This is a genomic window from Salidesulfovibrio onnuriiensis (assembly GCF_008001235.1).
Taxonomy (GTDB): Bacteria; Desulfobacterota; Desulfovibrionia; order Desulfovibrionales; family Desulfovibrionaceae; genus Pseudodesulfovibrio; species Pseudodesulfovibrio onnuriiensis.
On record NZ_CP040751.1, the window covers coordinates 792,950 to 818,028 of the forward strand.

Below are 25,079 nucleotides of genomic sequence, written 5' to 3' on the forward strand. Positions count from 1 at the left end.
CCATGACCGAATACATCAAGATCAGCACCACGGATCGCAAGGAACGCACCCGGCGCAGGCGGGAATTGGTTCTCGCCGGTTTCTGTTTCGCCCTCATTGCCGTTCTGACCTGGGTGGAGCTCAAGTACCTGGGCGGCAATTCCTATCTGTTTCTCGGCCTGCTCAACCTGAATTTCATTCTGTTGCTGCTGGTCCTGTTCATTGTGGCCCGCAACAGCGTCAAGCTGCTTCTGGAGCGCCGCCGCAAGGTGCTCGGCTCGCGCCTGAGGACCCGGCTGGTCCTGGCTTTCATCTCCCTGTCCCTCATTCCCACCACTCTCATGTTTCTGGTCAGCGTCAAGTTCGTGCAGACCTCGGTGGATTACTGGTTCAAGGGCCAGGTGGAGGATTCCATGGAGCAGGCCCTGGAGCTCGGGCGGGCCTTTTACGGTTCGGCCCAGGAGCGTCTGGAGCGCCGCGCCAAGAACATGATCGACGAGATCATGGAGCGGGAATACAAGTGGGGCGGCAAGGGCATGGACAGCTTCCTGGGCGATAAGTTCGAGGAATACGACCTGAGCCTGGTGGGCGTGGTCACGCCCGACGGCAGTATCCAGAACACCCATTCCTCGCCCCAGTGGGAAAAGGTCTGGCCCGAGATCACCCAGAAGGTGGACTGGGAAAGCATGGTCAGGAATCCCAGGATATGGTCCACCATCATGCCCAAGCCCGGCAGTGATCTCATTGTGGGAATCTCTCCCGTGGACAAGGGCAAGACCGGATTCCTGGTGCTGGGAGAGACAGCCGGCCAGGGGCTGCTTTACCGCCTGGACCAGATCGTGCGCGGCCTGGACGAGTACAAGAAACTCAAGACATTGAAATATCCATGGAAAATGACCCTGTACCTCACCCTGGGGGTCATGACCATGCTCATCATTCTGGGGGCCATCTGGTTCGGATTCCGGCTGGCCAAGGAAATTTCCGCGCCTGTGCAGGCCCTGGCGGCCGGTACCGAGCGTATTGCCCGGGGCGACCTGACCGTGCGCCTGGAAGACCCCTCGGATGACGAACTGGGGTTTCTGGTGGGTTCGTTCAACCGCATGGCCGAGGACCTGGAGTCGAGCCAGGAGCACGTGCAGCGGGCCCAGGAGCGTCTGGCCCAGCAGAACCAGGAGCTGGAGCGTCGCGGCCACTATATCGAGGCGGTTCTGGACAACATCACCTCGGGCGTCATCTCCATGGATCCCAAGGGGCGCATCGGCACCGTGAACAAGGCGGCGGGGGAGATCCTGGGCGTGCCTGCGGAATTTCTTATTGGTAAGAAGCCCCACGCCCTGCTTTCCGGCGACTTCGCGGATCTCATGAAGGCGGCCCTGGAGCAGATCGCAACCAGCCCGGGGTCCAAGTGGATCCGGCAGATCGACCTGCCCGTGCGCAACAAGGTGGTCAAGGTGCTGGTCAGCGTGGTGCCTCTGCGGGCCGGCCTCGGAGGCGAGGGCGGCACCGTGGCCGTGTTCGAGGACATCACCGAGCTGGAAAAGATCCAGCGCCTTGCGGCCTGGCGCGAGGTTGCCCGCCGCATCGCCCACGAGATCAAGAACCCCCTGACCCCCATCAAGCTTTCTGCCCAGCGCCTGCAGCGGAAATACGGCGACAGGCTAGGCGACAAGACCTTTGAGGAGTGCACCGGGCTCATTGTCCGTCAGGTGGAGCGGCTGCAGCAGATGGTGGTGGAGTTTTCCGCCTATGCCAAGATCCCCGAGGTGCAGCCCCGGCTCGACTATTTGGCCCCGCTGGTGGAAGAGGTGGTGGGCATGTTCGAGAATACCCACCGCAACATCGCCTGGTCTCTGGACTTCGACTCCACGGTGCCGGAGCTTCCCTTTGACCGCGAGGGCATCCGCAAGGTGCTCATCAACCTGTTCACCAACGCGGTGGAGGCGCTGGAAGGGCGCAAGGACGGCGGTGTGGGCATCGCGGTCTCCCACGACGGCGAATCCGGTGTGGTGACCATTGCCGTACACGACAACGGCCCGGGGCTTTCCGAAGAGGATTGCTCGCGCCTGTTCGAGCCGTATTTCTCACGCAAGAAGGGGGGGACCGGCCTGGGGCTGGCCATTGTCCGCTCCATTGTCACAGATCACAAGGGGACCGTACGAGTGGTTTCCGACCGTCCCGGCGGCACGACTTTCATTGTGGAATTGCCGGATCGATAGGGACTTTCGGGTCGTGGTTGTGCTTTTTTGCCCAATTTCTTTTGCGGGCCTAACGGTTTGTTTCCGTTGCAGATAGCCCTTTTGATTCAAGCCATTTTTTTCTGCCCGGGAACCCGGCAAAAAACAAAAAACGCATTGACGCGCGAATCGTGCCTGTGGTAGTGATCCGTCACTTGTGAAGGATTGCACGAACTATCATTTCCGGTCTGGCCGGAGGCCTTGCCGGAAGTGGCGACCCGCAACACGGTGCGATTATGCTCTTTAATAAAAACGACAGTTTGAAGGACCTGCTTCAGGTGGGAGGCGTTGCGGGCACCATGGGCCTTCATCTGGTTTCGGCCACTGTCGTGGGTATTGCAATTGGTTATTGGCTCGATAACAAGTTTTTCCCGGTATACCTCGGGTGGGAAACAGCACCTTGGTGCTTTGTGGTGTTTCTTTTCCTCGGCATCGTGACCGGCTTCAAGATGGTCATCGAGGATACGAGAAGGCTGCAACGGGAGGAGGAATCGGGCGGCAACCATGCAAATCAAAGCTCAAAACAACAGGATGACGGAAAGGCGGACGATACACCGGAAGGTTGATCGATTCCTCTACGAGAGAGGGTTCGTGCACACGGAGATTCGCAGTCTCATGCGAAGCCAGCTGTACGTGTCTCTCGGGTCGGCAATCGCACTTCTCGGTATAACGCTCGGCGCCGCCTGGGCCGTGGCCTATGCGGCCGGGGCAGTCCTCATTACACTGAATCTCTGGGCGCTCGCGCGGGTGGTCCAACATTTGGTGTATGTGCGCAAGGGGGCGACGTTTACCCTGTTGGTGATATTTTACGGCAAGCTGATCATCAGTGGGCTGGGTTTATATTTAGTCCTTGCTGTTTGGCACCTGCCGGTATGGGGGCTTGTTGCAGGCCTTTCCACCGTGGTGGTTAATCTCACCGCGTGGGGGCTGAAGACTTTCGGGCATAAAGCCTGAATGCAATCACTGAAAGAGGAGTAAGGATATGGCAGCTGGTGGCGGTTTACCGCATCCTCTGATTTACATGGATCTTTTGCGCAATGCCTTGGGGTTGCACGGAGATTGGGCCTACTACGTCATGCATACGTGGATGGTCATGATCATCCTGTTCACCCTGGCCTTCCTGGTTCGCGGCAGGCTCCAGATGGTGCCCGGCGGACTGCAGAATGTATTTGAAATGGTCATCGGCGGCCTCGAGGACTTCGTGGTCTCCAACATCGGTGAAGAGGGCCGCAGGGTCTACCCGATGCTGATCACCCTGTTTCTGTACATTCTCTTCTCCAACTACATGGGACTGATTCCGGGCTGCGACGCCCCCACCGCCAACATCAACACCATCATCCCGTTGGCCGTGACGCTGTTCCTGTACTACAACTTCCACGGTATCCGTAAATGGGGTTTCGGATACATCAAGCACTTCATGGGCCCGGTTGCGGCCATGGCTCCGCTTATGCTGATCCTGGAGCTCATCTCGCACTTCGCACGCCCGCTGTCGCTGACTCTGCGTCTCTTCGGCAACATCCGCGGTGAGGAAATCGTTCTGGTGCTGCTGTTCTTCCTGGCGCCGGTGTTCTCCACCATTCCGATGTACTTCCTGTTCCTGCTGGCAAAGTCCATCCAGGCGTTCATCTTCTTCATGCTGGGTACCATCTACCTGCAGGGAGCCCTTGATCACGCCCACTAGGAACAGACCTTAAATTTGGGGAAATGGTCGTCTGACCACAACTTATATCAAACTCTTTTGGAGGAGTTACAATGAAAGCTCTGAAAACTATCCTGACCACTCTGGCCCTGACCCTGGTTGCCACCGCTGCATTCGCATCCGAAGGCGGCGAAGTCGTGATGTCCGCTAAAGCATACGCCACCGCTCTGGGCATGGGCCTGGCCGCTGGCCTCTGCGGCATCGGTCAGGGCATGGGCCTGAAGGGCGCTTGTGAAGGCACCGCCCGCAACCCCGAAGCCGGTTCCAAGCTGACCACCACCCTGATCCTCGGCCTGGCATTCATCGAATCCCTGGCTATTTACGCTCTGGTTGTCTGCCTGATCCTGCTCTTCGTGGTCTAGTTGCCAGTTAAGCGAGATTGAGATAAGGGAGGCCTCGGCCTCCCTTTTTCAACCGAAATCATGTTACGGATTTCACATGTTTGAGCCCGGATTGTGGGCGAAAGAATAATGAAAAGCGAACACATACCTAAAGCGACCATCGGCAGACTTGCCGTCTACATACAAGTTCTGGAAAACCTCATCCGCGACGGGATTGAGGTCATTTCGTCTGAAAAGCTGGCCCAGGCCTGCTCGGTGAACTCGTCCCAGATCCGCAAGGACCTGGCTTATTTCGGCGAATTCGGCGTGCGCGGCGTGGGCTACTATGTTCAGGAGCTCATCACCTCCATCCGCGAATCCCTGGGCATCAACCGGGTCTGGAACTGCGCTCTCATCGGCGTGGGCAATCTGGGCACCGCTTTGCTGCGGCACCATGATTTCGAAAGGCGTGGATTTTTGATCAAGGCCGCCTACGACTGCGACCCGGACAAGATCGGCAAGGAACTGGTGGGCATGGAAGTGGTTTGCCCGACCCATCTCAAGGAACACGTGGATGAGCTGGGCATTGAGCTGGGCATCATCACCACCCCGCCGGACCGGGCCCAGCGCGCCGCCAACCACTTGGTGGATGCGGGCATCAAGGGCATCGTGAATTTCGCTCCGGCCCGGATCAATGTACCGCCGCACATTCCCGTCGAGTACGTCGACTTTTTCGACCATCTCTATTCATTGGCCTTCCAGGTTACCCTCGGCGGCCATTCCTGAGTCTCGGGTTCCGGCGTATCTCCTGTTCCGCCCTCATTATGAGCGGAACCTGTAGCCTACGCCGCGGACCGTCTCGATCCATTCGGCATACGGCCCCAGTTTTTGGCGCAGCCTGCGTACGTGCGTATCCACGGTGCGGGAATAGCCTTCGAAGTGGGTGTCCCAGACCGTGTCCAGAAGATGGTCGCGGGTCTGCACCTTGCCCTGGCCGGTGATCAGCTCTGAAAGCAGCTTGAATTCGGTCGCGGTCAGGGGGACGGACTCGCTGTCTATTTCCAGCTGGTGGGCCTCGAAGTCTACCTTGAGGCCGTCCCTTTCCCATGCGCTGGGGCGCGAGCCGGTCTCATTGCCGCCGGAGCGGCGGAGCACCGCCTTGATGCGCAGGATCAGTTCCCGTGGGCTGAAGGGCTTGACCACATAGTCGTCTGCCCCCAGTTCCAGCCCCACGATCCGGTCGATTTCCTCTCCCTTGGCAGTGAGCATGATCACGGGGACTCCCGAAGTCCCGGGGTCCTGCTTGAGCTTGCGGCAGACCTCCAGGCCGTCCATGCCGGGCAGCATGAGGTCCAGCAGCACCAGGTCGGGGTGAAAGCCCCTGGCCCGATCCAGGCCTTCTGCGCCATCCTCGGCTGCGGCCACGTCGAACCCGGCGGAGGCAAGATTGTATTTGAGCAGTTCCCGAGTGTCTCTGTGGTCTTCCACAACCAGAATTTTGTAATCCGGCACTGAGCGCTCCTTGGTCTCAGGTTGATTTCAGCGCAAGGTATAACCAGTTCGTGTGTCCCTTTCGTGACAAATGAGAAACATTTTGTGTGTTTGTTACAGGCTTGTCCCTTTTCTTCAGTAAAGGGACAGCCTCTGATGCCGTCATATCTAACATTACGTGATTCTTGAATCAAATTTAAGTGAAAATGAGCGTAAAGTCATTTGATCCAGTCGCCGATAGAGAAGGAAACAGGCACAGAAAACGGAGTTGCTCAATGTACTACCACGGTTTCGACAATAAATTTCCCTCAGGCAACAAATACTGGACTCTGTATGATGACCAGCTCATCGGCATGCTGTTTTCCAAGATTATCAACAAGACCGTGAGCGTCGAGCCGGAGGGCGAGGAACTCGTGGACGAGATGGTCAACAACCTGTTTGATCTGTGCTTTTATATCAGCAAGGACTGCTACGAATGCTAGCGGTTTTTTGTATATCCGGTTGAGGCTGCAAATCCAAAAGAAAGGGCCCGGGGACATTCCCCGGGCCCTTTCTTTTGCCTAATCTTCGTCAAGCGCCTTGTGCACCACGGCCACCAGCCTTCGCGTGTCGATGGGCTTGGTGAATGTCTCAATGACATCGAAGGCCTTGGCCAGTTCGACAATGGCCTCCGGATTGAAGGCCTCGCCCCCGGAGATGGCAATGAACTTGTGGGGCGCTTCCAGTTCCATGATTTCTCCCATGACCTGAAGCCCTCCCTTCTTGGGCAGGAAGATATCCACGATGCTCAGATCGATCTTCTGTTGTTTATATATCTGGATGGCTTCTTCGCCGTCGGATGCCTCGGCGACATTGAAGCCCTCGGCCTCGAGCACGCTTTTGATGAGTTCCCGAATCATGGGGGCGTCGTCAATGACAAGAATGGTTTTGGCCATGGGCTTATCCTTTTGATTCCTGTTGGAGGTGCTTTTCCTGTTTACCGATGAAATCTATAGCAGTTTTTATTTCAAACTCAAATTGTTCCATGCCTTCCCGAACCGCCTGCTGGTTGGCGTGCTTGCAGAGGTACTCCATCTGTTCCGCCAACGCCCCGGTGCGCATGGCGCCCACCGTGCGCGCCGCTCCCTTGATGCTGTGGGCGGCTCGCTGTGCGGTTTCCATGTCCTCGTCCTGGAACGCCCGGTGAAATTCCTCCAGGTCGCCGCCGATATCACGGAGGAATATCCGGTCCATTTTCAGGAGCAGATCCGTTCGGTTTGAAAGCATCTCCAAGGCGCTTTTTCTGTCAAATCGGCTGTGGCTCTTTCGCGGCTCCTTTTCCTCATGTCCGGTCTCCTGAGACGGGGTGCGCTGGGACTTGGTGAAGGTTTCGGCGATCACGGCGAGAAAACGCTTCATGCTGATGGGCTTGGATAGGTAAGCGTCCATCCCGGCCTCCAGAAAGCGCTCCTTGTCGCCCTTGAGCGCATGGGCCGTAAGGGCGATGACCGGAATTTCGGGGTCGATCACGCCCGAATTGGGATCGCGGATAATGCGGGTGGCGGTGATGCCGTCCATGACGGGCATCTGGACATCCATGAGCACCATGTCGAATTTGCCCGCCTTGAGCAGGGCTATGGCGTCATGTCCGTTTTCCACGGTGGTGACGTCGTGGCCCTGTTCCTTGAGGATGGTGGCCGCGAGTTTGCGGTTCAGGGCGTTGTCGTCCGCCAGCAGGATGCTCAGTGCGGGCATGTCCGGCAGGGTGGCCGGTTCACCTGCCGGTTCTCCCTTCTGGATCTTTTCGGGGTCGCCTGCTTCGAATTCCGCAGTGAAGCTGAACGTGCTTCCCTTGCCGGGCTCGCTCTGCACGTGAATTCTTCCGTGCATCAGGTCCACCAGGAGCTTGCTGATGGCCAGGCCCAGCCCTGTTCCGCCGTGCTTTCGGGTCACGGAGTCGTCGGCCTGGAGAAAGCTTTCGAAAATGGCCTGCTGTTTGTCCTCGGGGATGCCTATTCCTGTGTCCTGAACCGCGAATTCGAGACGCACGGCCTTGCTTCCCGGGTGTCCGTTCAGGGGTTTGTTCCGGACGGAAATGTGTATTGATCCCCTAGGGGTGAACTTGATGGCGTTGGCCACCAGGTTGATGAGCACCTGCCGCAGCCGGGAGGGGTCGCCGCGAAGACAGTCCGGAACGGAGCTGTCCATGTGGCAGGAGATGTCCAGTTGCTTGCCCTTGGCCTGGATGGAGTGGATCTCCATGAGGGTGTCGAGAACTGTGGTCAGGCTGAAGTCAATCTTCTCCAGGGTGAGTTTCTGGGCCTCGATCTTGGAGAAGTCCAGAATGTCGTTGATGACGGTCAGCAGGGATGTTCCGGCCTCAAGTACGTTCTGGAGGTAATGGGCGCGGCTGTCCTGATCCTCGGCCTTGAGAGCCAGCTCCGTCATACCCAGAATGGCGTTGAGGGGGGTCCGTATCTCGTGGCTCATGTTGGCCAGGAAGGCCGATTTGGCCCGCGCTGCGGCGTCCGCCTTTTTCTTGGCCTCGATGAGCCGGAGGCTCTTGTCCGTAAGCTGCTTGTTGGCCGTTTCCAGTTCATGGGTCCGTTGCCGGACGCGGTCTTCGAGTTCCTCGTAGGCCTGCTGCAGCTTGTCCTCGGCCCGTTTGCGTTCGGTGATGTCGAGCCCCAGGGCCATGACCATGCGCTCGCCTGCGCTGTTGGTCATGGGGCTGTACTGGATGTGAAAGGTCCTGTCCCGCTTGTCGGTCCATTCCCATTCCACGGCCCTGTCCCTGCTCATGGCCTCCTTGGGCGGGCAGGCCGAACAGTGGGTGCCCCGGCAATCCAGCAGCTCGTGGCAGTGCTTGCCTCCTGGGCTGCCGAACTGCTTGCGGAAATAGCGGTTTGCGTAGCGGATGGTTTCGTCTGGATAGATGTGGAAAACCAGGCCGGGCAGGGATTCCATGAAGAAGATCTGCCGTTGCTGCTCGCGCCGAAGTTCTTCCCCACTTTTGCGCAGGGCGGTCACGTCCTGGGAGTGGATGGCGATCCTGACCACGTCCCCCCATGGATTGGTTATGGGGGTGAAGGTGTGGATATAGGATCGGTTCAGGATCTCCTCTTCAAAGCGGATTGTCCTGCCCTCGCGAATGAGCTTGCGTATGCGCTGACGGCGTGTGGTGACCAGCTCCTCGGGTAGGAAGTCATACAGGGTGCTGCCTTCGAGGTTCTCGGGTGCTGCCTTGTGGAACATGGCGGCCGCGGGCTCGTTGGCCGCGATGATATGGGCGGCCATGTCGATGATCAGGGCCGGTTCTGCGCAGGCCGTGAGCAGGCCGCGGGTGTTGTTGTCTATGCCGACATAGGAGCGGTTGTTGTTTTCAGGCTTCATGGCGACTCTTTCGCGAATGTTCGGATACGTCGTTCTACTACGTTCGCGGGCGGGGAAAAGCAACCGGCGTCCGCGACATCGCTGCTTCTTGATGTTTTCAAGGCTTGCGGTATCGTACCCGCATGCAGCATACCGCTTCCAACCATACGATGCGATTATTACTCTTTTTAACAGGTTCGCGGAGGCCGTGATGGATTTGCAGGGAACCGTCATACGTCCCCCCAGCGAGGCCGGGAGCATTCTGCTGCAGGTTTCCCTCGGGTGCACCCATGGAAAATGCGCCTTTTGCGGCGCCTATCTGGACAAACCCTTTGCCATCAAGGACCGGCAAACCGTGAGCGCGGATATTGAGTTCGCCGCTGCCCGGTGCCGGGGAATCCGAAAAGTCTTCTTGTGCGACGGCGACGCCCTGTCCCTGCCCCAGAAGCGACTGGAGGGTATCCTTGGGGAAATCCAGGAAAAGCTGCCCTGGGTGACGAGGGTTGCCGCCTATGGCAACGCCCGGGGGCTGCGCCGGAAAAGTGATGCGGAGCTGCGCAGGCTGCGGCGGCTCGGCCTGGGAAAGGTCTACATGGGACTAGAGTCGGGAGACGATGTCACGCTGGCGGTCATGAACAAGAAAAGCACCGCCGTTTCCATGGTGGAGCAGGGGCAGCGGGCCGTGGCCGCAGGATTCAATCTCAATGTCACGGTCATCAACGGGCTCGCCGGGGTCGAGCGTTCCCTGGTGCATGCCCGGGAAACGGCGCGGATTCTGAACCTCATGCAGCCGCATCAGGTGGCGGCCTTGAGCCTGATGCTCGTGCCCGGAACGCCCCTGCACCGGCGGTGGCAGAGCGGGGAGTTCGTGCTGCCCGACGCCCGGGGGATGCTGGTGGAGCTTCGCGAGATGGTTGCCGGGCTGGAATTGAAAAAGGGATTGTTCCTGGCCAACCACGCCTCAAATTATCTCCCGGTGCGGGCGCGTCTGCCCCGGGACAAGGCCAGGACGTTACTGGCCCTGGACGCAGCGCTGGACGGGGAATTGGCCCTCAAGCCCGAAGGACTGCGGGGGTTGTAGGTTTTCTCGCCTAATGAGGCGTGCTGCTCGAATAGTCCGTCCCGAAAAAGGAATCGGCCCAGGTAAAGGCGTGCTGGTAGCTCACCGCCACCGTGCCCGGCAGCAGGTTGAGGGCGCGTGCGGTATGCCCCACCTCTTCCCAGTTGGAGTTCTCGATGGCAAAGGCCAGCCGGAGCCACTCGGAATATTCGTTTTCCGCCCCGCACAATGCCTTCTTGAGGGAATCGTCAATGGGCAGGTGCTTGACCACTTCCTTCATTTCCATGTCGAACATGGCGTCCAGCAGCGAGAACAGCCCGAGCATGAACAATTTGTCGGAGATGTTCTCATAGCCGCCGCCCAAGGCGGCCGTTTCGAAAAGCTTGGCCCGGTGCGCGGAAAGGTAGGTAAGTTCGCGACTCTTTTCCGAAGGGGTCAGGTCCGTGAGAATGACCACCCTCAGCCAGTTGCGGATGGGTTTCCAGCCAGCCAGGACCACAGCCTGCTTGATGGAGGTGATGGTGGTGGCGAAGCCGAAACTGGCTGAATTGAGGAAGCCCAGCAAACGGTAGCTGATGGAGACGTCCGCCTCCACGGCCTGGGCCAGGGCGTCGAAGTCCGGTTCGTCCCGTTCGATGATTTCGAAAAGCTTGAGCCGGGTGATCTCATTGGAGGAGATCTTTCGGGCCGAGTCCACCTCAGGCTTCTTGTAATAGAATCCGTGGAAGAGGCTGCACCCACTCTTTTTGGCCATGCGCTGCACGTCGATGTTTTCCACGCGCTTGGCCATCAGTTTGGCATTGCCGTGTTCCTTGGCTTTTTTGACCAACGCGGCCAGGTCTCCCTGGTTTTTATCGAGCAGGTCCACGATGAGGATGTCCGCAGCCTTGTAGAGCTCTTCCTTGTCCGGAAGTCCCTGGTAGTTGTTGATGGCCACCTTGTAGCCTTCTTCGCGAATGGATTGCAGTGCGTCGACGAGCTCGGGGGAGACGTCCTCGTTTTCTTCCAGGACAATGACCCCGCAGTCCGAACGCATGGCCCGGTGAATGCCCTTGATGATGGATTCGGCCGGGAAATGGACCATGACGCCGGCGTCAGGTGAGGTGCCCAGGTTGCACATGGGCATGTTGGCGAGCACGCGCATGGTCGCTTCCGAGTTGTCGGTGAAGCTGGCCGAGGTGGCGTGCTGGCTGTCCCGGAAAAGGAGCATGTATCCCCAAGTCTTGCCCACTTCGTCAAAAATCGGCTGACGGGCGATGAACACGTTTTCGTATGTTCTTTCCTGATCCATCCTCGAAACTCCTTCCAGTTAGACTCAATGGGGCATAGTGCATTGATATTGCCCCACATTGAAGGGAGCGTCAATGCTGGGGGCCATGGTCTGGGGTGATGTCGTCTTGAGTGGGAAAAGACTGAAATTCTCACGGAATCGCTTTGCACTTTGATTGTGTTGTACTATTGTGCCCCAAGAGGTGACCGGGTGGTCACTTTTATGCAGGAATGGAGGAGCATATGAGTACCGGCAAGGCCATCCGCCTGGAACGTATCATCAACAGGAATACAGGGCGCACGTTCATCGTACCCATGGATCACGGGGTCACGGTGGGCCCACTGGAAGGAATCCGCGACATAAGGGCCGCGGTGGCGGCCATTGCCGAGGGAGGGGCCGATGCGGGGCTTGTCCACAAGGGCATTGCCAGGCTCGGGCACCGAGGCTCCGGCAGGGATCTCGGCCTGATCATACATCTTTCCGCCTGTACCTCCCTGAGTCCCTCCGCCAATACCAAGGTCTTGGTGGGCACTGTGGAGGAGGCGCTCAAGCTCGGGGCGGACGGTGTCAGCATCCATGTGAACATCGGAGATGAAAACGAGCCTTCCATGCTGGCGGATTTCGGGCGTATCGCCGCCTCGGCCGCGGAATGGGGCGTTCCGCTCCTGGCCATGGTTTATGCCCGGGGGCCCAAGGTGGCCAACGAATTCGACCCGGATGCGGTGGCGCACTGTGCGCGGGTGGGGGCCGAACTGGGGGCTGATATCATCAAGGTGCATTACAGCGGCAGCGTGGAAAGTTTTTCCCGTGTAGTGCAGGGTGCTGGCGGAGTTCCCGTGGTGATTGCCGGGGGCGAACGCACGGACAGTGTGCGCTCTTTTTTGGACATGGTCCGGGACGCATTGGATGCCGGGGCATCCGGCCTCTCTGTGGGCAGGAACGTTTTTCAGCATCCGGATCCGCGCGCCCTGGCGACCGTGCTGCGACGTCTTGTGCATGAGGACATGGCCGTGGACGAGGCCCTGAACGGGGTCTCCGGAGTGGTCTGATTCAGCAATCCTTGTTTTGATGTATTTTTTCCCGGGGAGCGGCGTCCGCTCCCTTTTTTTGTTCCCTGGCGCATTGGTCCCGGTTCATGAGCACGGCTTCGGAAACCTTGAATCCCTTTTGCGCCAAATGCCGCGCCTTGGGCAGGCTTCCCGAGCGGCCCGGCAAGCATATGAATATCATCGGCATACCACTGCATCCTCGTGTTTACTGCCGCAGCCCTCGCGGAGTGCGGTTTTCTGAGAGGAGGCCCACCCCTTGTCGGCCCTGCCGTGGAAATACGTTCGCCCATAGGGAAAAGTCCAGCAAAATATCTAAAAAACTTATATAATTCAAGCTATTTGTGTTTGCTGAGGCAGAAAAATATCTTATAAATATTTTGTCCTGCACAGGAGGTGATAGTAAAGCGAATTTTATAGATAGATTTATCTATAAAATAGAGCACAAAAAATGATTTCTCCCCATCGGGTTGCTGGTCGGAGTTGTGGCGTCGGCTACGCCTGGGGCGTTTCCTGAGAGGGGCGGAAAATGAACACGGGCAGTTCCGCCTGGGAAGTCCATTCGCTGCCGCGCTTGGTGGTCACGGACAGGACGTGTCTGCCTTCCTGGGTCACGGCCAGGCCCGGGAGCTGGAAATTGAGTTTGTGGAGCATGGTACCCGGACTGGCCACTTCCTGCACCCCGAGGGTTTCGATTTTCCCGTCCGGGTGGGTCAGCTGCAGGGCCACGGTAAAGGGTTCCGCGTCTTCAAGTTCCCACATGCTCCCCACATACAGGGGTGGGAGGGTGGCCGGCAGGTTCTGGACCACGGCGTGTTCTATGGAACGGATAAAGGAGGTGGCCCCGGTTTCCCGGTCCACAATGACGTCGCTACAGATAAGGGCGTAAAGCAGTCGTGCCATGCTCTTTCCTTTGGTGGGTTATTTTCTGGTCATGTCGCTCCACGCCCATACCACGTTGCCGCCGATGGCGCGGGTGATGTCCCCGTCGTAATCGCGTTCGAGCCTGTAGGTCATGGGCGGGAATTCCTTGCTGTTGTCGGAATAGAAAATCAGTTCGATGTCGTCGTCCAGGCGCTTGGTGTTGACCCGCTTGACCATGACGCCGCCTTCCTGACCGGGCTCGCAGACGAGCATGATCTTTCCGGCCGGGGTGGGGTCTCGGTCGTTGCGGTCCACGAGGACGATATCCCCTGGGTGCAGGGTCGGGACCATGGACATCTCGTTCTTGCCCACCTGGACCGCCACCAGGTTGGAGCGGAACCGCACGGATTCGTGGTGCCGCCAGACCAGCACCCAGCTTTCGATCTTGTCTTCGGGGATCAGGCCCGGGCCGGCGGCAACAGGGGATGCGGCCAGGGGGACGGCCAGGTAGTCCTCCGGAACCGGGTCAAAGGATTCCTCGCCGCTGGAAAGCTTGGTGGGCGAAACAAAACAGACTTCCATGGCCGCGTCCGCCGGTTCGTCGGGGAAGGACACCGCCGCGTCAAGCCCGTCAAGGATCTTGCCCAGGGAGTCGGCATTGAGTCCGCGCTCCCGCTTGAGAAAGCGGTTCAGTTGCGAAGGGTCCACTCCCAGTTCGTCGGCCATGCGTTTGTTGTTGGAGAATCGCCGTCCTTTTCCCACTCGGGCCAGAAGCGCTTCGCGCACATCATCGGTGAAGCCCATGTATGCTCCCTTATTCGAGAATTCTTCAGTAGGGTTAATCATATTTTTGGAAGAATGTCTAAAGCTTTTTGTCAAAACCTATTGACTAACAAATAGACATTTGGCTAATAATGAAACTGCGTGAGGGCACAACCCGTGGAGGAATTATGTTGCCAGTAGTGGAAATAACACGACTTGAGGAAGGTGAAGCGGGTACCATCGGCGCGCTTCGATTAAACAAACAATTGATATGTCTGACTCTTGAGCCTCCCGACAGGGAAAACGCCAGAAATGTGTCAAGTGTTCCGGCACAGCAGTATCGCTGCTCCAGGGTCCGTTCCCCGAAATTCGGGGAGACGTTCGAGGTCAACGACGTGCCGGGGCGTTCCTCCGTGCTCTTTCATCCGGGGAACGTGGTGGAGGATACCCGGGGGTGTTTTCTTCTCGGCCGGCATGTGGGCGCGCTGCGCGGTCGACGGGCCCTGATGGCCTCGGGCGAGGCTTTTCGGGAGTTTCTGGCCCTGCTGGAGGGCGTGGATTCGTTTCATCTGACCATACGTGAAGAGTATTAGGGGGCTTTGATGCAACAGCATATATGCCTGAAGGGCGCAAAGGACATTTGCTATGCGGTGGGAGAGAATCCCAAGGAAATAACCTCGCTGGTGAAATTGCACGGGTTGCCCGCCTGGAAGCGGGCCAATCGGGGGCAGTGGCGGGCTCTGCCCGAGGATCTGCGGCGCTGGGTGCGGGCTCAGCGGGACAAGAATATTGGCCGGTATCTGTATGGCGAGATCAGCTGATGTTTTAGGAGACCTGGTGGCGTATGCTCCAGGAGCCATTGATGCCGTCCGGCCTGAGGTCGGGCGGCATTTCTATTCTGACGCCGTTGCCGTCGGTTCGGCCGGTAAGGTGCATGTCGGCGGCGCGGAACGACTGTTCCATGCGCTGTATCCGGAGCAGGGTGTCGGGTGGCGGTGTTTTGGCGGAGCGCAGGGGCAGGGGGGGGCGAATTTTCGCGGCTCGTGTCTGTAATTCGACTTTCTTTTCTGGTGAATGTTTGACAAATGACTTTTCAAAATGAGTTCTTTCGGGAGTTATGTTTGCCGGATGACTTTTTTGTCGTGGTAGTTCCGTGGTGCCCAGCATGGCTACTTCCATAATTATGGGCTCGGGGGCGGTTTCCAGCGTGGGGCTGGGCAGGGGGGCGATACGAAGGGTTTTCAGGGGGGCGGCGGGCGTATTTTGCTCGGCCAGCAGGGTTGTCTGCGGCTCCTCAGCCTTGTTTCGATCCGTGTCCGGACCTATGAACCAGGCCAGTTTTTCCTTGATGACCATGTCCGGGGTCTTGTTGTTGGCTGCCAGCTCATAGGTGTATTCGCCCACGGTGTACACCGTGCCGATATACTGGGCCGGGCCCGTGAGCACGAAACCGCTGGCCCCCAGCAGGGCGCTGAGCACGAGGCAGCCGGAGAGCGGCAGCACGGTCGTGGCTATGAGTGCGCAGTTGCGCAGGGTGCTCCACTTCATGCCCCCATGACAGCAAAAGCCATGCCCCGTGCGGGATTCGGCAGAAAACCGAAGGGTTGCGAATGCTCTTTATTTGCCCCGGAGGCTCGACTGTCGAAGGCTTGACGCCTGCTTGTTGGTGACCAGGAATGTCAGCCCATAGACCGAGTCCAACAGGTTCCCCCGTGATGGGGAGAGATTGTAGAGCTCCTTGCCCGGTTCCAGCGAAGTGATGACTGTCCGTCCGATGACGTGGCGGCCCTCGTCACCGAACATGAATTGGGTTTTGACGCCCCACATGGTCTGGAAGACCACGGGTTCCCCGTCGCGCTCCCCGATGTAGAGCATGATGTGGCCCGGCGAACGGATCAGGGTCAGGAACGGGATGCCGTGTTCTCTCAGCGCCCGTTTCTTGTTGGCGCGACCGAGGCCCTTGAGCTCCGTGATGCTTCCTTCGTTATATTGCTGGCTGGAATTCCTGGGCAGGTAGATGCCGAAGGGGGCCATGAGGTCCATGAGGGTTGCGGAGCAGTCCCTGTCTTCATACAGGCCCCCCAGCCGTAAGGCCGCCCGAGCATGGCGTTGGCCAGCTTGGCAAAGGTGCGCGGGGTGGCGGGCAGGGGCATGAGCTCGGCATCCGTGCGGCAGATGTCCGCCTCCACGGCCACGGCGTTTCCCTGGGCGTCGCGGACGGGAATAAGGGTTTTGAAACAGCCGTTGTCCGGGCGTTGCGCCAGGGGCAAGACCGTGCCGATGTTGGCGGTGAACCGGAATCGGTCCTGGATGTCGCGTACCGGAACCTCATCCCTGGTGACGGCGATCATGGCCGGGGCGTTGAAGGCGTTCATGAATTCGCTGTCGGTCCAGGCGATGTCGCGTACCGGCACCCAGCCGAAGGTGAACCGGGATTCCACGAACACCCATTGCCCGCTTTTGCTGATGTGCTCGGCCCGGAGCGGAGTTCCCGCCAGCACCTGGGAGTTCTGCATGTAGTCGAAGGGAAAGCCTTCGCCGGGCTTCCGGAAGTCCCAGAACACGGGTTCCCGGGTGGGCAGGCTGCGCATGCTCGTGTTGGTCACGGCGATGCAGGGGCGGCTCATGCTCGGATAGGCGTCCTTTCGTGCCTCTTCGGCCACCATCCGCATCCATTCCGGATTCCGTTTCAGGGTGTTTTGTCCGAAGATTTCCTTGTTCGAATAGTGCGTCAGCGCCCAGTAGGCCGCGTCCTCCTTCACGGGCTGGAAGTCCGGAGCCCAGGGGCCGTAATGTTTGCGTAGGAACCGTGCGTACATCCCGGCCTGAAGCCCGGGGGAAAGCAGCGGCGCATCGGCGTCGAGGCCGTGGTAGGCGCCTGCGTCCTGGGGCAGGGTGTCCAGGTCGCGGATCATGCCCGGCCTGGGCATGGCGCAGGCGGAAACTAGCAGAATGGACAGCAGGCAGAAGGCATTACAAATATGTTTCATGATTACCTCACGGTACATAAGGGACGAAATCCGGAGTGCTGTCAATGGTCAGCCGAAAACCGCCCCTCTTAGAACCCGAAGCGCAGATAATCCTTGTCGCGGCGGTTGATGAACTGGATATAGCGGTACTGGCCCTTGATCTGGGCCTCCTCCACCATCTTGTATCCCAGGTCCTTGCAGGCCCGGCATGCGCCTTGGGGCACCTCGATGCCCAGGCAGAGCGGGTTGTTGGTGGACCTGGTCTCGTATTTCATGAGCCCCCGGCAATGCGGGCACTGGTAGACCATTTCTATCTGGGCCTCGGAAATGCCGTCCGTATCGTAGTAGATGTCCTTGTGGCGGATGAACCAGTCACCGGAGATGATGCCCTGCTTGGATTTTTCCGAGCCGTCGAAGGGGGGCGGGGTAAAGTAGAGCTCGGGCAGGGCTTCGCAGAGCTGCTCGATGTAGGCGGTGGTGCGCGCGTCCTGCTTCCACTGCTCCGGGCTGTAGTCGGGTTCGCGCACCTGGGAGTAGTCCACCCCGGCCATGGCCAGGCAGATGCCCAGGTTCACGTAGGGCAGGGCCCCCTGGATGGCGTATCCGCCTTCGAGCACGGCGATGTCCGGCTGCAGGATTTCGTTCAGGGCGGCGTATCCCTGGGCCGAGAAATTCATGTTCGTGATGGGGTCGGTGAAGTGGTTGTCCTGCCCGGCCGAGTTGATGATCAGGTCCGGCTTGAAGTCCTCCAGGATGGGCATGACGATGCGTTCCAGTGCCATAAGGAACCCTTCGTCCGAGGTGTTGGGCGGCAGGGGGATGTTCAGGGTCCGGCCCATGGCCGCGGGGCCGCCCAGGTCCTGCGGGAAGCCCGTGCCCGGGTACAGGGTTCGGCCGTCCTGGTGCATGGAGATGAACAGGGTGTCCGGATCGTGCCAGTAGACGTCCTGGGTGCCGTCGCCGTGGTGGCAGTCCGTGTCGATGATGGCGACGCGCTTGGGCCCGTAGTGCTCCCGGATCCATTCGATCATGACCGCTTCGATGTTGATGGTGCAGAAACCGCGCGAGCCGTGCACCACCTTCATGGCGTGGTGGCCCGGGGGGCGCACCAGGGCGAAGCTTTTCCGCCGTTCGCCGGTCATGACCAGCTCTGCGGCGCGGATGGCCCCGCCCGCGGAAACGAGATGGGAGCGGGTGACTACGGAGCTGGTTTCCGGGAAGCAGAAATGCACGCGTTCGATATCCTCTGTCTCGGCCACTCCTGGTTTGTATTCGCCGATGCCCTCGATGTCGAAGATCCCTTCCTCGCGAAGTTGGTCCTGGGTATAGAGCAGTCGTTCCTCCCGCTCCGGGTGGGTGGGCGAGATGGACCAGTCAAAGGCCGGGAAAAAAATGATGCCGAGTGTGTTTTCTGCCTTGAGCATGAAGTTCTCCTGATACCGGGCCTAGGAGGCGATCTTGCGCACCACGCCGGGACGGACCTGGCATTTGACGCGGATGTTTCGGCCCACCATGTCGTATCCCTTGACCATGTTGAAGCTGGACGAACTGGTGATCTGCGCGTCCTCGGGCTTCAGGAACACGCCCAGCTTGTCCAGGTGGATGGTCAGGTTGTTGACCGCGTCCTTGCGAGCGTCCTTTTCCGTGTAGGATGTGGGGATGTTTTCGCGGTGGGAAAGGGAAGGGATGAACAGCACATGGCGTTCGGTGTCGGCAAAGAGCTCCAGTTCCCAGGTTGTGCGGGTCAGGGCCGCGCCGATGGCGTTGGCCACCGAATAGTTGGAGGGCACGTCCGTGGACAGGCGGAACTGCTTGAACAGGTCGGCTTTCATGGCCTCGGCAGGGCCACCCATGAGGTAGACCTTGCGGGGCACGACCCGTTTGCCCTCCAGGAGCTCGTGGATGGTGTACACGGGCTTGGAGTTGATTTCGTCCACCAGCTCCCGCGTGGCCTTGTGAATGGCTCTGGCCGCATATTCCACGGCGGTTTCCGCCAGTTTTTCCGGGGAAAGGGAGTGCTTTTCCGCAAAGTCGGCAATGGCCTTTTTCGAGGCCTCCATATTGCCCAGGGCGCAGGCCCCGGTGCAGTTGAGCGCGTCGGTGAGGGTGGGGCGCTGGCCTCCCTGGCACACGGACGGGCCGAGCCGGTGGGGGCCGACCCGGATTTCCTCGCCGATGACCGAAATGGCTGAATCGCCGCCAATGCCGATGGACTTGACCTTCAGCGCCTGGACCAGGGTGGGGTGCGACCCGATGGAGATGCCGTCGCGTTCCACCAGGGGAGCGCCGTCCGCAAAGACCGCGATGTCCGTGGTGGTGCCGCCGATATCCAGAATTACCGAGTCGTGCACGATGTCGCACAGGGCGATGATGCCCATGACGCTGGCCGCCGGGCCGGAAAAAATGGACTGCACCGGGATCTTGCGCGAGGCCTCCAGGGGCATGGTGCCGCCGTCGGCCTTGAGCATGTTGACCGTGACGTGGGACATGCCCATGTCGTCCAGGGACCGGCGCACGGCGGTGGCGAACCCGTTGTAGAGCCGCCAGACCGCGCAGTTGAAATAGGAGGTGGCCACCCGGCGCGGAAAATTGAGCGCCCCGCCCTGCTCGTGCCCCATGGTCACGAAGTCCGCGCCTTCGCAGGCGCCTTCATCCGTGCATTGGCAGACCATGCGCCGGATCAGGTTCTCGTGGCGCGGGTTGCGGGTGGAGAATTTGCCCACGGCGGCAAAGACGCGCACCCCGTTTTTTCGGCAGGAGGCAATGGCTTTTTCGGCCTGGCGCATGGGCAGGGCCTTGATCTCGTTGCCTCGGTGGTCGATGGAGCCGTCCAGCACGTGAAAGTCCCGGCAGGGCTGGAAGTTGTAAGGGTCGATTCCCGGTCCGGCGCTGACCAGCAGCCCCACGTCCTCGGTGCGGCCCTCCACGATGGCGTTTGTGGACAGGGTGGTGGACAGGTTGAGCTGCTTGATGAGGGACTGGTCGATGTCCCGCAGGATGATACGCAGGGCCTCGGTGACCGACGAAAGCAGGTCGTCGTGCTTGGTGGGCACCTTGCAGGAGGCGGCCACCTCCACGCGCGGTCCGCTCAGGTCCAGGGCTACCGCATCGGTATGCGTTCCCCCCACGTCGATTCCTAGTAACATGCCGTCTCCTGTCTTCGTTGCGGTACGGCCAATGTTTACCACCCCTTGCGGAGCGGAGTCCATGCCCAAAACGGCAAACGGCATGATTCTCTCGGGGAATGGTTGCTGCGGCTGGGGGAGTTTTTGGAGGATGCCGTAACTCCTTGATTCCGGATTATATTTGACCGTGGGCACCCTGAAGTGTATGGGGTATGGAGTTGAACTGTAGCCTGCGACGGAAAATGAACGGGACCGCGATGGGAAAACGATGCGCCGCACTTGTGCTGTTTATCAGCCTTCTGGCCCTTGCCCCGGCCTGCCTGGCCAAGGGCGAGGTCAAGCCGTATCCCTTTACCGATCCCTATAAGGCCACGGTCTTCGGAACCCCGCCCGAGATGATCTACCACCCGGCCCGGGTCGGTTTCGTGGCTGAAAAGAGCCTGACCATCAAGGACCGTCATACCCCCGATCTTTTCTGGTATGCCGAGGACCTGGACTACAGCATGGTGCTCCAGGACAAGGGCGCCCCACTCATGTTCCTGGTGGCGGGCACGGGAGCCAGGCACAATTCCGCCAAGATGCGTTTTCTGGCCCAGGTGTTCTACAGCCAAGGTTACCACGTGGTCTGCGTTTCCTCTCCCACGCATTACAATTTCATTGTCAGCGCCTCCCGGTATGCGGCCGCGGGCTATGTGCCCCACGACGTGGAGGACCTGTACCGGGTCATGCTCTGGTGCAAGGAAGTGGTGGAAAAGCGGCAGCCCGTGACCTCCATTTCCGTGGGGGGCTATAGCCTCGGCGGCATGCATTCCGCATTCCTGGCCCGCCTGGACAGTCAGCGCGGCGATTTCAAGTTCCGAAAGGTGCTCCTGATCAACCCGGCCGTGAACCTGTATTCCTCGGCCCTGCGGTTCGATTCCTGGCTTTCGCCCAAGAACACGGGCGGCGAGACCCCGAACCAGATCATCGACAAGTTTTTCCGCCAGTTCGCGGATTTCTATAAGTCCCGAGAGCTCAAGACTCTGGACAGCGAGGTCCTCTACCAGCTTTCCGACTACCTCAAGGCGTCGGACGCGGACTACCGGGTGCTCATCGCCACGGCCTTCCGCATCACCTCCTCCTCCATGGTCTTCACTTCCGACGTCTGCCTCAATGCCGGGTACATCGTGCCCGCGGACAAGGTCCTGACCAAGTACGATCCCCTGCTTCCGTACATGAATGCGGCCTCGCGCATCCGGTTCGAGGATTATCTGGACGAGTATCTCTACCCCTATCTCCAGTTCCTGGGGGTGGAGGGCAGCAAGGAGGACGTGATCCGGCGGTGCAGTCTGGAGAGCATCGGGGAGTACCTGAAGGGTGCCGGGAACATCGCGGTGGTGGGCAACGAGGACGACCCCATCCTGGATGAGGGCAACCTGAATTTTCTGCGGGACACCTTTGGCGACAGGGTCAGGCTTTTCCCGCATGGTGGCCATTGCGGCAACCTGCAGCATGTGAATTTTGTCAACGCCATGCTTGAGGCGGTCAAGTAGGAGCGCCATGAACAGCAGCAGAACCATATCGTTTCATTCCCTGGCCCGGGCCGTGTGTCTGGTCATGGTGTTGCTGCTGCTCGGCGCATGCGCCTCCCGCAAGGTGGCTCCGGAACTGACGCTTGAAGACCGGCAGTTCCGCGCCCCGGTCTCCCATGTACCCAGCCCTGAGGAAATCAGGAATGCGGTCGAGGATTCCTATTTCGGCGTGGACGACCCCGCCAACAACTTCAACCGCACCATGTATTCCTTCAACGCCCATTTCGACAAGTACGTCTTCATGCCGCTGGTGAAGACCTACAATGCAGTGCTGATCCCGCCGGCGCGCAAGGGCATTTCCAACGGTATCGACAACCTCAACGAGGTTCCCACCTTTGTGAACTGCGTACTGCAGGGCAAGGGGAAAAAAGCCGTGGTTACCGTGGGCCGGTTTTTGGTCAACTCCACCATCGGTATTCTGGGGCTTATGGATGTGGCTTCGGAGATGGGGCTGACCAAGCACGAGGAGGATTTCGGACAGACCCTGGGCGTCTGGGGATTCGACGACGGCCCGTATCTGGTGCTGCCCATCCTCGGCCCGTCCAACGGGCGCGACGCCATCGGCCTGGTGCCGGATTACTTCATTTCCATGTACGAGATGGAAGCCATCTACAGCGCCGCGGACGTGAAGGACAAGTCCTCAGCCCGCAACATCAATTCCGGGACCCGGGCCATCAACGCCCGCGCCAATATCCCGTTCCTCTATTACTCCACGGATACCCCGTTCGAGTACGAGTTTGTGCGTTTCCTGTATACCAAGAAGCGTGAACTGGACGTCCAGAAATAAACAAGGATAAGAGCGCATCTACTTCGTTGCCGCAAGAAAGCCAGCTCCCCACGTATTGGATATACGCTGCGGGCTGGCTTTCTTTTGCGTTTCGTATCTGCGACCCTTCTCGGCAGTCTTGAAAAGGGCGTTTGATGGAGCAGATTCATTTTGATCGAAGCGAAATTGTAGCTGCATCAGCAATACAGGACCCCGAAGCCACTACACGTCCAGTTCGATGCCGATGGGGCAGTGGTCCGAGCCTTGGACCTCGGGTTCGATCCAGGCCCGCTTGACCTTTTTCTTCAGTTCCTCCGAGACAAAGAAGTAGTCGATGCGCCATCCCGCGTTGTTTTGGCGGGCGTTGAAGCGGTACGACCACCAGGTATAGTGGTGCGGACCCGGCTCGAACATGCGGAAGGTGTCCACGTAGCCGTGCTCTATGAATTTGTCGATCCAGGCGCGCTCGATAGGCAGGAACCCGGAGCGCTCGGCATTGGATTTGGGGTTCTTGAGGTCGATCTCGGTGTGGGCCGTGTTGAAGTCGCCGCCCACCACGATGGGCTTGGTCTTGCGCAGTTCCTGGGCGTGCTCCAGGAAGCAGTCGTAGAAGCCCATCTTGAACTCCAGGCGTTCGTCCGACATCTGGCCGTTGGGAAAATAGATGTTGAAGAGGTGGAAATCCGGATACTCCAGATGCTGCACCCGGCCCTCGTTGCGGTAGCGCTCGTCGGGAAGGCCTGTGAACACGGCCAGGGGCTCCGGGTTACAGAAGCAGCAGGTGCCCGAATACCCTTTCTTTTTCTGGGAGGAATTCCAGTAGTGGTGGCTGAAGGAGTCGGGCTCGCTGTGCTTGTGCGGCACTTGGTCCTTTTCCGCCTTGGTTTCCTGAAGCATGACCACGTCCGCGCCGCAGCCGTCCAGCCAGGAGCGGAAATCCTTTTTCAGTACGGCCCTGTAGCCGTTGACGTTCCAGGAATAGATGATCACGGGCGTTTCCTTGCTTGGGGTTCAGACGCGCAGAGGGAACCCGCCGCAAAACGGATTCCCTCCGGAAAATTGTTGGGCCCGATGCCCGGTGAACCGATTAGTCCTCGTTGGGGGTGCTGGTTTTGATCATCACCAGACCGCAGATGGTCATGACCAGACCCAGGAAAAACCAGAAATAACCTTCCATATCGTGCTCCTCCGTTCTTGGCTTGCAAGCCTTGTGGTTCTGACAACATAGCAAATTTTTCTCTGCATTGGAAGGAACTTGAGCCTGCGGCTTCGGCTTGAGCATTGTTGTGTTTCGGCCTACAACCGGGGCATGCAGCAATATGATGCCATTATTTTGGGCGCAGGGGCCTCGGGCCTGTATTGCGCCCTGCACGCGGCCCGGCGCGGCCGGAGTGTCGCGGTGCTCGACCACGGTCCCAAGGTGGCCCGCAAGGTCAGGATTTCCGGAGGCGGGCGGTGCAATTTCACCAATCTCGAATGCGGTGCCGGGCACTTCCTTTCCGAGAATCCCCATTTCTGCAAGTCGGCCCTGGCGCGGCACACGCCGTGGGATGTGGTGGCCTTTTTTGCGGAGCACGGTATCGGGTACGAGGAAAAGGCCGCGGGCCAGCTTTTTTCGGACCAGGGCGCGGGCCGCGTGGCGGGCGTGCTGGCAGAGCAGTGCCACCGCAGCGGCGTTGCGGTTCTGTTGGAGCGTGAGATCGGGAGCGTTTCGGGCACCGGGCCGTTTCAGGTGGAAACCAACGGCGAGTCCCTGGAGGCCCCGAAGCTGGTGTTGGCCCTGGGCGGCAGGTCCTGGCCCCAGGTCGGCGCTTCGGATCTGGGGTATCGCCTGGCGCGGCAGTTCGGACTGAATGTCGTCAAGCCAAGGCCCGGCCTGGTCCCGCTGGTGCTCTCCGGCAAGGAGGCCGAGCGCTGCAACCGGCTGGCGGGCACGGCCTTGCCCGTGGCCGTATCCACCAACGGTCAGACCTTCACCGATGACCTGCTGTTTACCCATAAGGGGATTTCCGGTCCCGCCGTGCTGCAGGTTTCCTCCTACTGGCAGAGCAACGACCCTGTGCTCGTGGACCTGATGCCCGGGCGGCGGGTGGAGGTCCTGGTGGAGGAAAACCGCCGGTCCAACGCGCTTTTCCGCAAGGTGCTGCAGTCCTGTCTTCCGAAACGTATTCTTCCGGAATTTATTCCGAAATCTATTGGTGAAACCCCGGTTTCCCAGCTGAGCAACAAGCAACTGCAACAGGCTGCGGACGCCCTGCATCGCTGGGAAGTGATCCCCTCGGGAACGGAAGGCTGGAAAAAGGCCGAGGTATCCTGCGGCGGTGTGGACACGGCAGAACTTTCGTCCAAGACCCTGGAGGTGAACAAGGTGCCGGGCCTGCACGTCATCGGCGAACTGCTCGATGTCACCGGCCACCTGGGCGGGCACAATCTGCAATGGGCCTGGGCTTCGGCCCATGCTGTGGGAGTGTTGTTGTAATTCGGCTGTTCGGAAGGGCGCATTCGCCTTGTCGATGCAAACAAGAAAAGCCCCGACGCGTCTGTTTCAAGATGCGCCGGGGCTTTTTTTTCG

At 59.4% G+C, this 25,079-nt stretch carries 26 protein-coding genes; 14 read left to right on the forward strand and 12 right to left on the reverse strand.

All coding sequences use genetic code 11. From position 1 onward, the window contains the following. Nucleotides 1–2 precede the first annotated feature (2 nt). From FGL65_RS03645 to FGL65_RS03670, 6 genes are all read left to right on the forward strand, one after another. Complete coding sequence (locus FGL65_RS03645; RefSeq protein ID WP_147819701.1) at nt 3–2,195, forward strand: sensor histidine kinase NtrY-like; 2,193 nt, start codon at nt 3–5, stop codon at nt 2,193–2,195. Between the two features lie 254 nt (nt 2,196–2,449). Continuing rightward, nucleotides 2,450–2,779, forward strand: a complete 330-nt coding sequence (locus FGL65_RS03650) for an AtpZ/AtpI family protein (RefSeq protein WP_147819702.1) — start codon at nt 2,450–2,452, stop codon at nt 2,777–2,779. A 49-nt stretch (nt 2,780–2,828) separates the two neighbouring features. After that, on the forward strand, nt 2,829–3,167 hold the full coding sequence (locus tag FGL65_RS03655; RefSeq protein WP_147819703.1) for an ATP synthase subunit I: 339 nt from the start codon (nt 2,829–2,831) through the stop codon (nt 3,165–3,167). Nucleotides 3,168–3,195: 28 nt separating this feature from the next. Next, nucleotides 3,196–3,894 (forward strand): F0F1 ATP synthase subunit A, encoded by a 699-nt coding sequence (atpB, locus tag FGL65_RS03660; protein ID WP_147819704.1) that lies wholly within the window; start codon nt 3,196–3,198, stop codon nt 3,892–3,894. Between the two features lie 71 nt (nt 3,895–3,965). Next, a complete protein-coding gene (locus FGL65_RS03665) occupies nt 3,966–4,274 on the forward strand; it encodes an ATP synthase F0 subunit C (RefSeq protein WP_147819705.1) in 309 nt (102 codons plus the stop codon). A gap of 108 nt (nt 4,275–4,382) precedes the next feature. Next, nucleotides 4,383–5,018, forward strand: coding sequence for a redox-sensing transcriptional repressor Rex (locus FGL65_RS03670; protein ID WP_147819706.1), 636 nt, complete (start codon nt 4,383–4,385; stop codon nt 5,016–5,018). Between the two features lie 36 nt (nt 5,019–5,054). On the opposite strand, the gene FGL65_RS03675 is transcribed toward FGL65_RS03670, so the two are convergent. Continuing rightward, nucleotides 5,055–5,744 (reverse strand): response regulator, encoded by a 690-nt coding sequence (locus FGL65_RS03675; protein WP_147819707.1) that lies wholly within the window; start codon nt 5,742–5,744, stop codon nt 5,055–5,057. 254 nt (nt 5,745–5,998) lie between these two features. Here FGL65_RS03675 and FGL65_RS03680 point away from each other — a divergent pair, with 254 nt between their 5' ends. Next, nucleotides 5,999–6,205 (forward strand): hypothetical protein, encoded by a 207-nt coding sequence (locus tag FGL65_RS03680; protein WP_147819708.1) that lies wholly within the window; start codon nt 5,999–6,001, stop codon nt 6,203–6,205. A 78-nt stretch (nt 6,206–6,283) separates the two neighbouring features. On the opposite strand, the gene FGL65_RS03685 is transcribed toward FGL65_RS03680, so the two are convergent. Both FGL65_RS03685 and FGL65_RS03690 read right to left on the reverse strand, forming a co-directional pair. Next, complete coding sequence (locus FGL65_RS03685; RefSeq protein WP_147819709.1) at nt 6,284–6,658, reverse strand: response regulator; 375 nt, start codon at nt 6,656–6,658, stop codon at nt 6,284–6,286. A gap of 4 nt (nt 6,659–6,662) precedes the next feature. Beyond that, a complete protein-coding gene (locus tag FGL65_RS03690; protein ID WP_147819710.1) occupies nt 6,663–9,095 on the reverse strand; it encodes an ATP-binding protein in 2,433 nt (810 codons plus the stop codon). Nucleotides 9,096–9,285: 190 nt separating this feature from the next. On the opposite strand from FGL65_RS03690, the gene FGL65_RS03695 reads away from it, so the two are divergent. Then, the gene (locus tag FGL65_RS03695; RefSeq protein ID WP_147819711.1) at nt 9,286–10,155 is read left to right on the forward strand and encodes a radical SAM protein; all 870 of its coding nucleotides are present in this window, start codon (nt 9,286–9,288) and stop codon (nt 10,153–10,155) included. Nucleotides 10,156–10,165: 10 nt separating this feature from the next. Here the strand turns inward: FGL65_RS03695 and FGL65_RS03700 are convergent, their stop codons facing one another. Next, nucleotides 10,166–11,425, reverse strand: a complete 1,260-nt coding sequence (locus tag FGL65_RS03700; RefSeq protein ID WP_147819712.1) for an EAL and HDOD domain-containing protein — start codon at nt 11,423–11,425, stop codon at nt 10,166–10,168. Nucleotides 11,426–11,646: 221 nt separating this feature from the next. Here FGL65_RS03700 and FGL65_RS03705 point away from each other — a divergent pair, with 221 nt between their 5' ends. Then, nucleotides 11,647–12,453 carry a 2-amino-3,7-dideoxy-D-threo-hept-6-ulosonate synthase gene (locus tag FGL65_RS03705; protein ID WP_147819713.1) on the forward strand — a complete coding sequence of 269 codons (807 nt, stop codon included), beginning with the start codon at nt 11,647–11,649 and terminating at the stop codon, nt 12,451–12,453. 492 nt (nt 12,454–12,945) lie between these two features. Here FGL65_RS03705 and FGL65_RS03710 read toward each other — a convergent pair whose 3' ends face one another. Both FGL65_RS03710 and FGL65_RS03715 read right to left on the reverse strand, forming a co-directional pair. Next, nucleotides 12,946–13,353 (reverse strand): hypothetical protein, encoded by a 408-nt coding sequence (locus FGL65_RS03710; RefSeq protein ID WP_147819714.1) that lies wholly within the window; start codon nt 13,351–13,353, stop codon nt 12,946–12,948. 18 nt (nt 13,354–13,371) lie between these two features. After that, the gene (locus FGL65_RS03715; RefSeq protein WP_147819715.1) at nt 13,372–14,118 is read right to left on the reverse strand and encodes a S24 family peptidase; all 747 of its coding nucleotides are present in this window, start codon (nt 14,116–14,118) and stop codon (nt 13,372–13,374) included. A 146-nt stretch (nt 14,119–14,264) separates the two neighbouring features. Here FGL65_RS03715 and FGL65_RS03720 point away from each other — a divergent pair, with 146 nt between their 5' ends. Next, a complete protein-coding gene (locus FGL65_RS03720; RefSeq protein ID WP_147819716.1) occupies nt 14,265–14,669 on the forward strand; it encodes a DUF5675 family protein in 405 nt (134 codons plus the stop codon). A gap of 9 nt (nt 14,670–14,678) precedes the next feature. After that, nucleotides 14,679–14,897, forward strand: coding sequence for a DNA-binding protein (locus tag FGL65_RS03725; RefSeq protein WP_147819717.1), 219 nt, complete (start codon nt 14,679–14,681; stop codon nt 14,895–14,897). Nucleotides 14,898–14,901: 4 nt separating this feature from the next. Here FGL65_RS03725 and FGL65_RS03730 read toward each other — a convergent pair whose 3' ends face one another. From FGL65_RS03730 to FGL65_RS03750, 5 genes are all read right to left on the reverse strand, one after another. Further along, a complete protein-coding gene (locus FGL65_RS03730; RefSeq protein ID WP_147819718.1) occupies nt 14,902–15,624 on the reverse strand; it encodes a hypothetical protein in 723 nt (240 codons plus the stop codon). 69 nt (nt 15,625–15,693) lie between these two features. Beyond that, complete coding sequence (locus FGL65_RS03735) at nt 15,694–16,119, reverse strand: C40 family peptidase (RefSeq protein ID WP_147819719.1); 426 nt, start codon at nt 16,117–16,119, stop codon at nt 15,694–15,696. Beyond that, nucleotides 16,002–17,066: an SH3 domain-containing protein gene (locus tag FGL65_RS03740; protein ID WP_187170520.1), complete on the reverse strand. Its 1,065-nt coding sequence runs from the start codon at nt 17,064–17,066 to the stop codon at nt 16,002–16,004. Before FGL65_RS03740 ends, FGL65_RS03735 begins: the two co-directional genes overlap by 118 nt. Before the next feature lie 68 nt (nt 17,067–17,134). After that, on the reverse strand, nt 17,135–18,469 hold the full coding sequence (locus FGL65_RS03745; protein WP_147819721.1) for a histone deacetylase family protein: 1,335 nt from the start codon (nt 18,467–18,469) through the stop codon (nt 17,135–17,137). Between the two features lie 21 nt (nt 18,470–18,490). Beyond that, the gene (locus FGL65_RS03750) at nt 18,491–20,191 is read right to left on the reverse strand and encodes a hydantoinase/oxoprolinase family protein (protein ID WP_147819722.1); all 1,701 of its coding nucleotides are present in this window, start codon (nt 20,189–20,191) and stop codon (nt 18,491–18,493) included. A gap of 236 nt (nt 20,192–20,427) precedes the next feature. Here FGL65_RS03750 and FGL65_RS03755 point away from each other — a divergent pair, with 236 nt between their 5' ends. Together FGL65_RS03755 and FGL65_RS03760 are read left to right on the forward strand one after the other, a co-directional pair. Continuing rightward, complete coding sequence (locus FGL65_RS03755; RefSeq protein WP_187170521.1) at nt 20,428–21,702, forward strand: alpha/beta fold hydrolase; 1,275 nt, start codon at nt 20,428–20,430, stop codon at nt 21,700–21,702. Nucleotides 21,703–21,709: 7 nt separating this feature from the next. After that, a complete protein-coding gene (locus FGL65_RS03760; RefSeq protein ID WP_250645565.1) occupies nt 21,710–22,528 on the forward strand; it encodes an MlaA family lipoprotein in 819 nt (272 codons plus the stop codon). A gap of 201 nt (nt 22,529–22,729) precedes the next feature. Here the strand turns inward: FGL65_RS03760 and FGL65_RS03765 are convergent, their stop codons facing one another. Next, nucleotides 22,730–23,497 (reverse strand): exodeoxyribonuclease III, encoded by a 768-nt coding sequence (locus tag FGL65_RS03765; RefSeq protein ID WP_147819724.1) that lies wholly within the window; start codon nt 23,495–23,497, stop codon nt 22,730–22,732. A 265-nt stretch (nt 23,498–23,762) separates the two neighbouring features. Between FGL65_RS03765 and FGL65_RS03770 the strand changes: the two genes are divergently transcribed. Then, complete coding sequence (locus FGL65_RS03770; protein ID WP_348981305.1) at nt 23,763–24,986, forward strand: BaiN/RdsA family NAD(P)/FAD-dependent oxidoreductase; 1,224 nt, start codon at nt 23,763–23,765, stop codon at nt 24,984–24,986. Nucleotides 24,987–25,079 lie beyond the last annotated feature (93 nt).

Bases quoted from the DNA above. Each gene is read 5' to 3' on its own strand.
- FGL65_RS03645 (WP_147819701.1), top strand. From the start codon at position 3: ATGACCGAATACATCAAGATCAGCACCACGGATCGCAAGGAACGCACC.
- FGL65_RS03650 (WP_147819702.1), top strand. From the start codon at position 2,450: ATGCTCTTTAATAAAAACGACAGTTTGAAGGACCTGCTTCAGGTGGGA.
- FGL65_RS03655 (WP_147819703.1), top strand. From the start codon at position 2,829: ATGCGAAGCCAGCTGTACGTGTCTCTCGGGTCGGCAATCGCACTTCTC.
- atpB (WP_147819704.1), top strand. From the start codon at position 3,196: ATGGCAGCTGGTGGCGGTTTACCGCATCCTCTGATTTACATGGATCTT.
- FGL65_RS03665 (WP_147819705.1), top strand. From the start codon at position 3,966: ATGAAAGCTCTGAAAACTATCCTGACCACTCTGGCCCTGACCCTGGTT.
- FGL65_RS03670 (WP_147819706.1), top strand. From the start codon at position 4,383: ATGAAAAGCGAACACATACCTAAAGCGACCATCGGCAGACTTGCCGTC.
- FGL65_RS03680 (WP_147819708.1), top strand. From the start codon at position 5,999: ATGTACTACCACGGTTTCGACAATAAATTTCCCTCAGGCAACAAATAC.
- FGL65_RS03685 (WP_147819709.1), bottom strand. From the start codon at position 6,658: ATGGCCAAAACCATTCTTGTCATTGACGACGCCCCCATGATTCGGGAA.
- FGL65_RS03690 (WP_147819710.1), bottom strand. From the start codon at position 9,095: ATGAAGCCTGAAAACAACAACCGCTCCTATGTCGGCATAGACAACAAC.
- FGL65_RS03695 (WP_147819711.1), top strand. From the start codon at position 9,286: ATGGATTTGCAGGGAACCGTCATACGTCCCCCCAGCGAGGCCGGGAGC.
- FGL65_RS03700 (WP_147819712.1), bottom strand. From the start codon at position 11,425: ATGGATCAGGAAAGAACATACGAAAACGTGTTCATCGCCCGTCAGCCG.
- FGL65_RS03705 (WP_147819713.1), top strand. From the start codon at position 11,647: ATGAGTACCGGCAAGGCCATCCGCCTGGAACGTATCATCAACAGGAAT.
- FGL65_RS03710 (WP_147819714.1), bottom strand. From the start codon at position 13,353: ATGGCACGACTGCTTTACGCCCTTATCTGTAGCGACGTCATTGTGGAC.
- FGL65_RS03715 (WP_147819715.1), bottom strand. From the start codon at position 14,118: ATGGGCTTCACCGATGATGTGCGCGAAGCGCTTCTGGCCCGAGTGGGA.
- FGL65_RS03720 (WP_147819716.1), top strand. From the start codon at position 14,265: ATGTTGCCAGTAGTGGAAATAACACGACTTGAGGAAGGTGAAGCGGGT.
- FGL65_RS03725 (WP_147819717.1), top strand. From the start codon at position 14,679: ATGCAACAGCATATATGCCTGAAGGGCGCAAAGGACATTTGCTATGCG.
- FGL65_RS03730 (WP_147819718.1), bottom strand. From the start codon at position 15,624: ATGAAGTGGAGCACCCTGCGCAACTGCGCACTCATAGCCACGACCGTG.
- FGL65_RS03735 (WP_147819719.1), bottom strand. From the start codon at position 16,119: ATGGACCTCATGGCCCCCTTCGGCATCTACCTGCCCAGGAATTCCAGC.
- FGL65_RS03740 (WP_187170520.1), bottom strand. From the start codon at position 17,066: ATGAAACATATTTGTAATGCCTTCTGCCTGCTGTCCATTCTGCTAGTT.
- FGL65_RS03745 (WP_147819721.1), bottom strand. From the start codon at position 18,469: ATGCTCAAGGCAGAAAACACACTCGGCATCATTTTTTTCCCGGCCTTT.
- FGL65_RS03750 (WP_147819722.1), bottom strand. From the start codon at position 20,191: ATGTTACTAGGAATCGACGTGGGGGGAACGCATACCGATGCGGTAGCC.
- FGL65_RS03755 (WP_187170521.1), top strand. From the start codon at position 20,428: ATGGGAAAACGATGCGCCGCACTTGTGCTGTTTATCAGCCTTCTGGCC.
- FGL65_RS03760 (WP_250645565.1), top strand. From the start codon at position 21,710: ATGAACAGCAGCAGAACCATATCGTTTCATTCCCTGGCCCGGGCCGTG.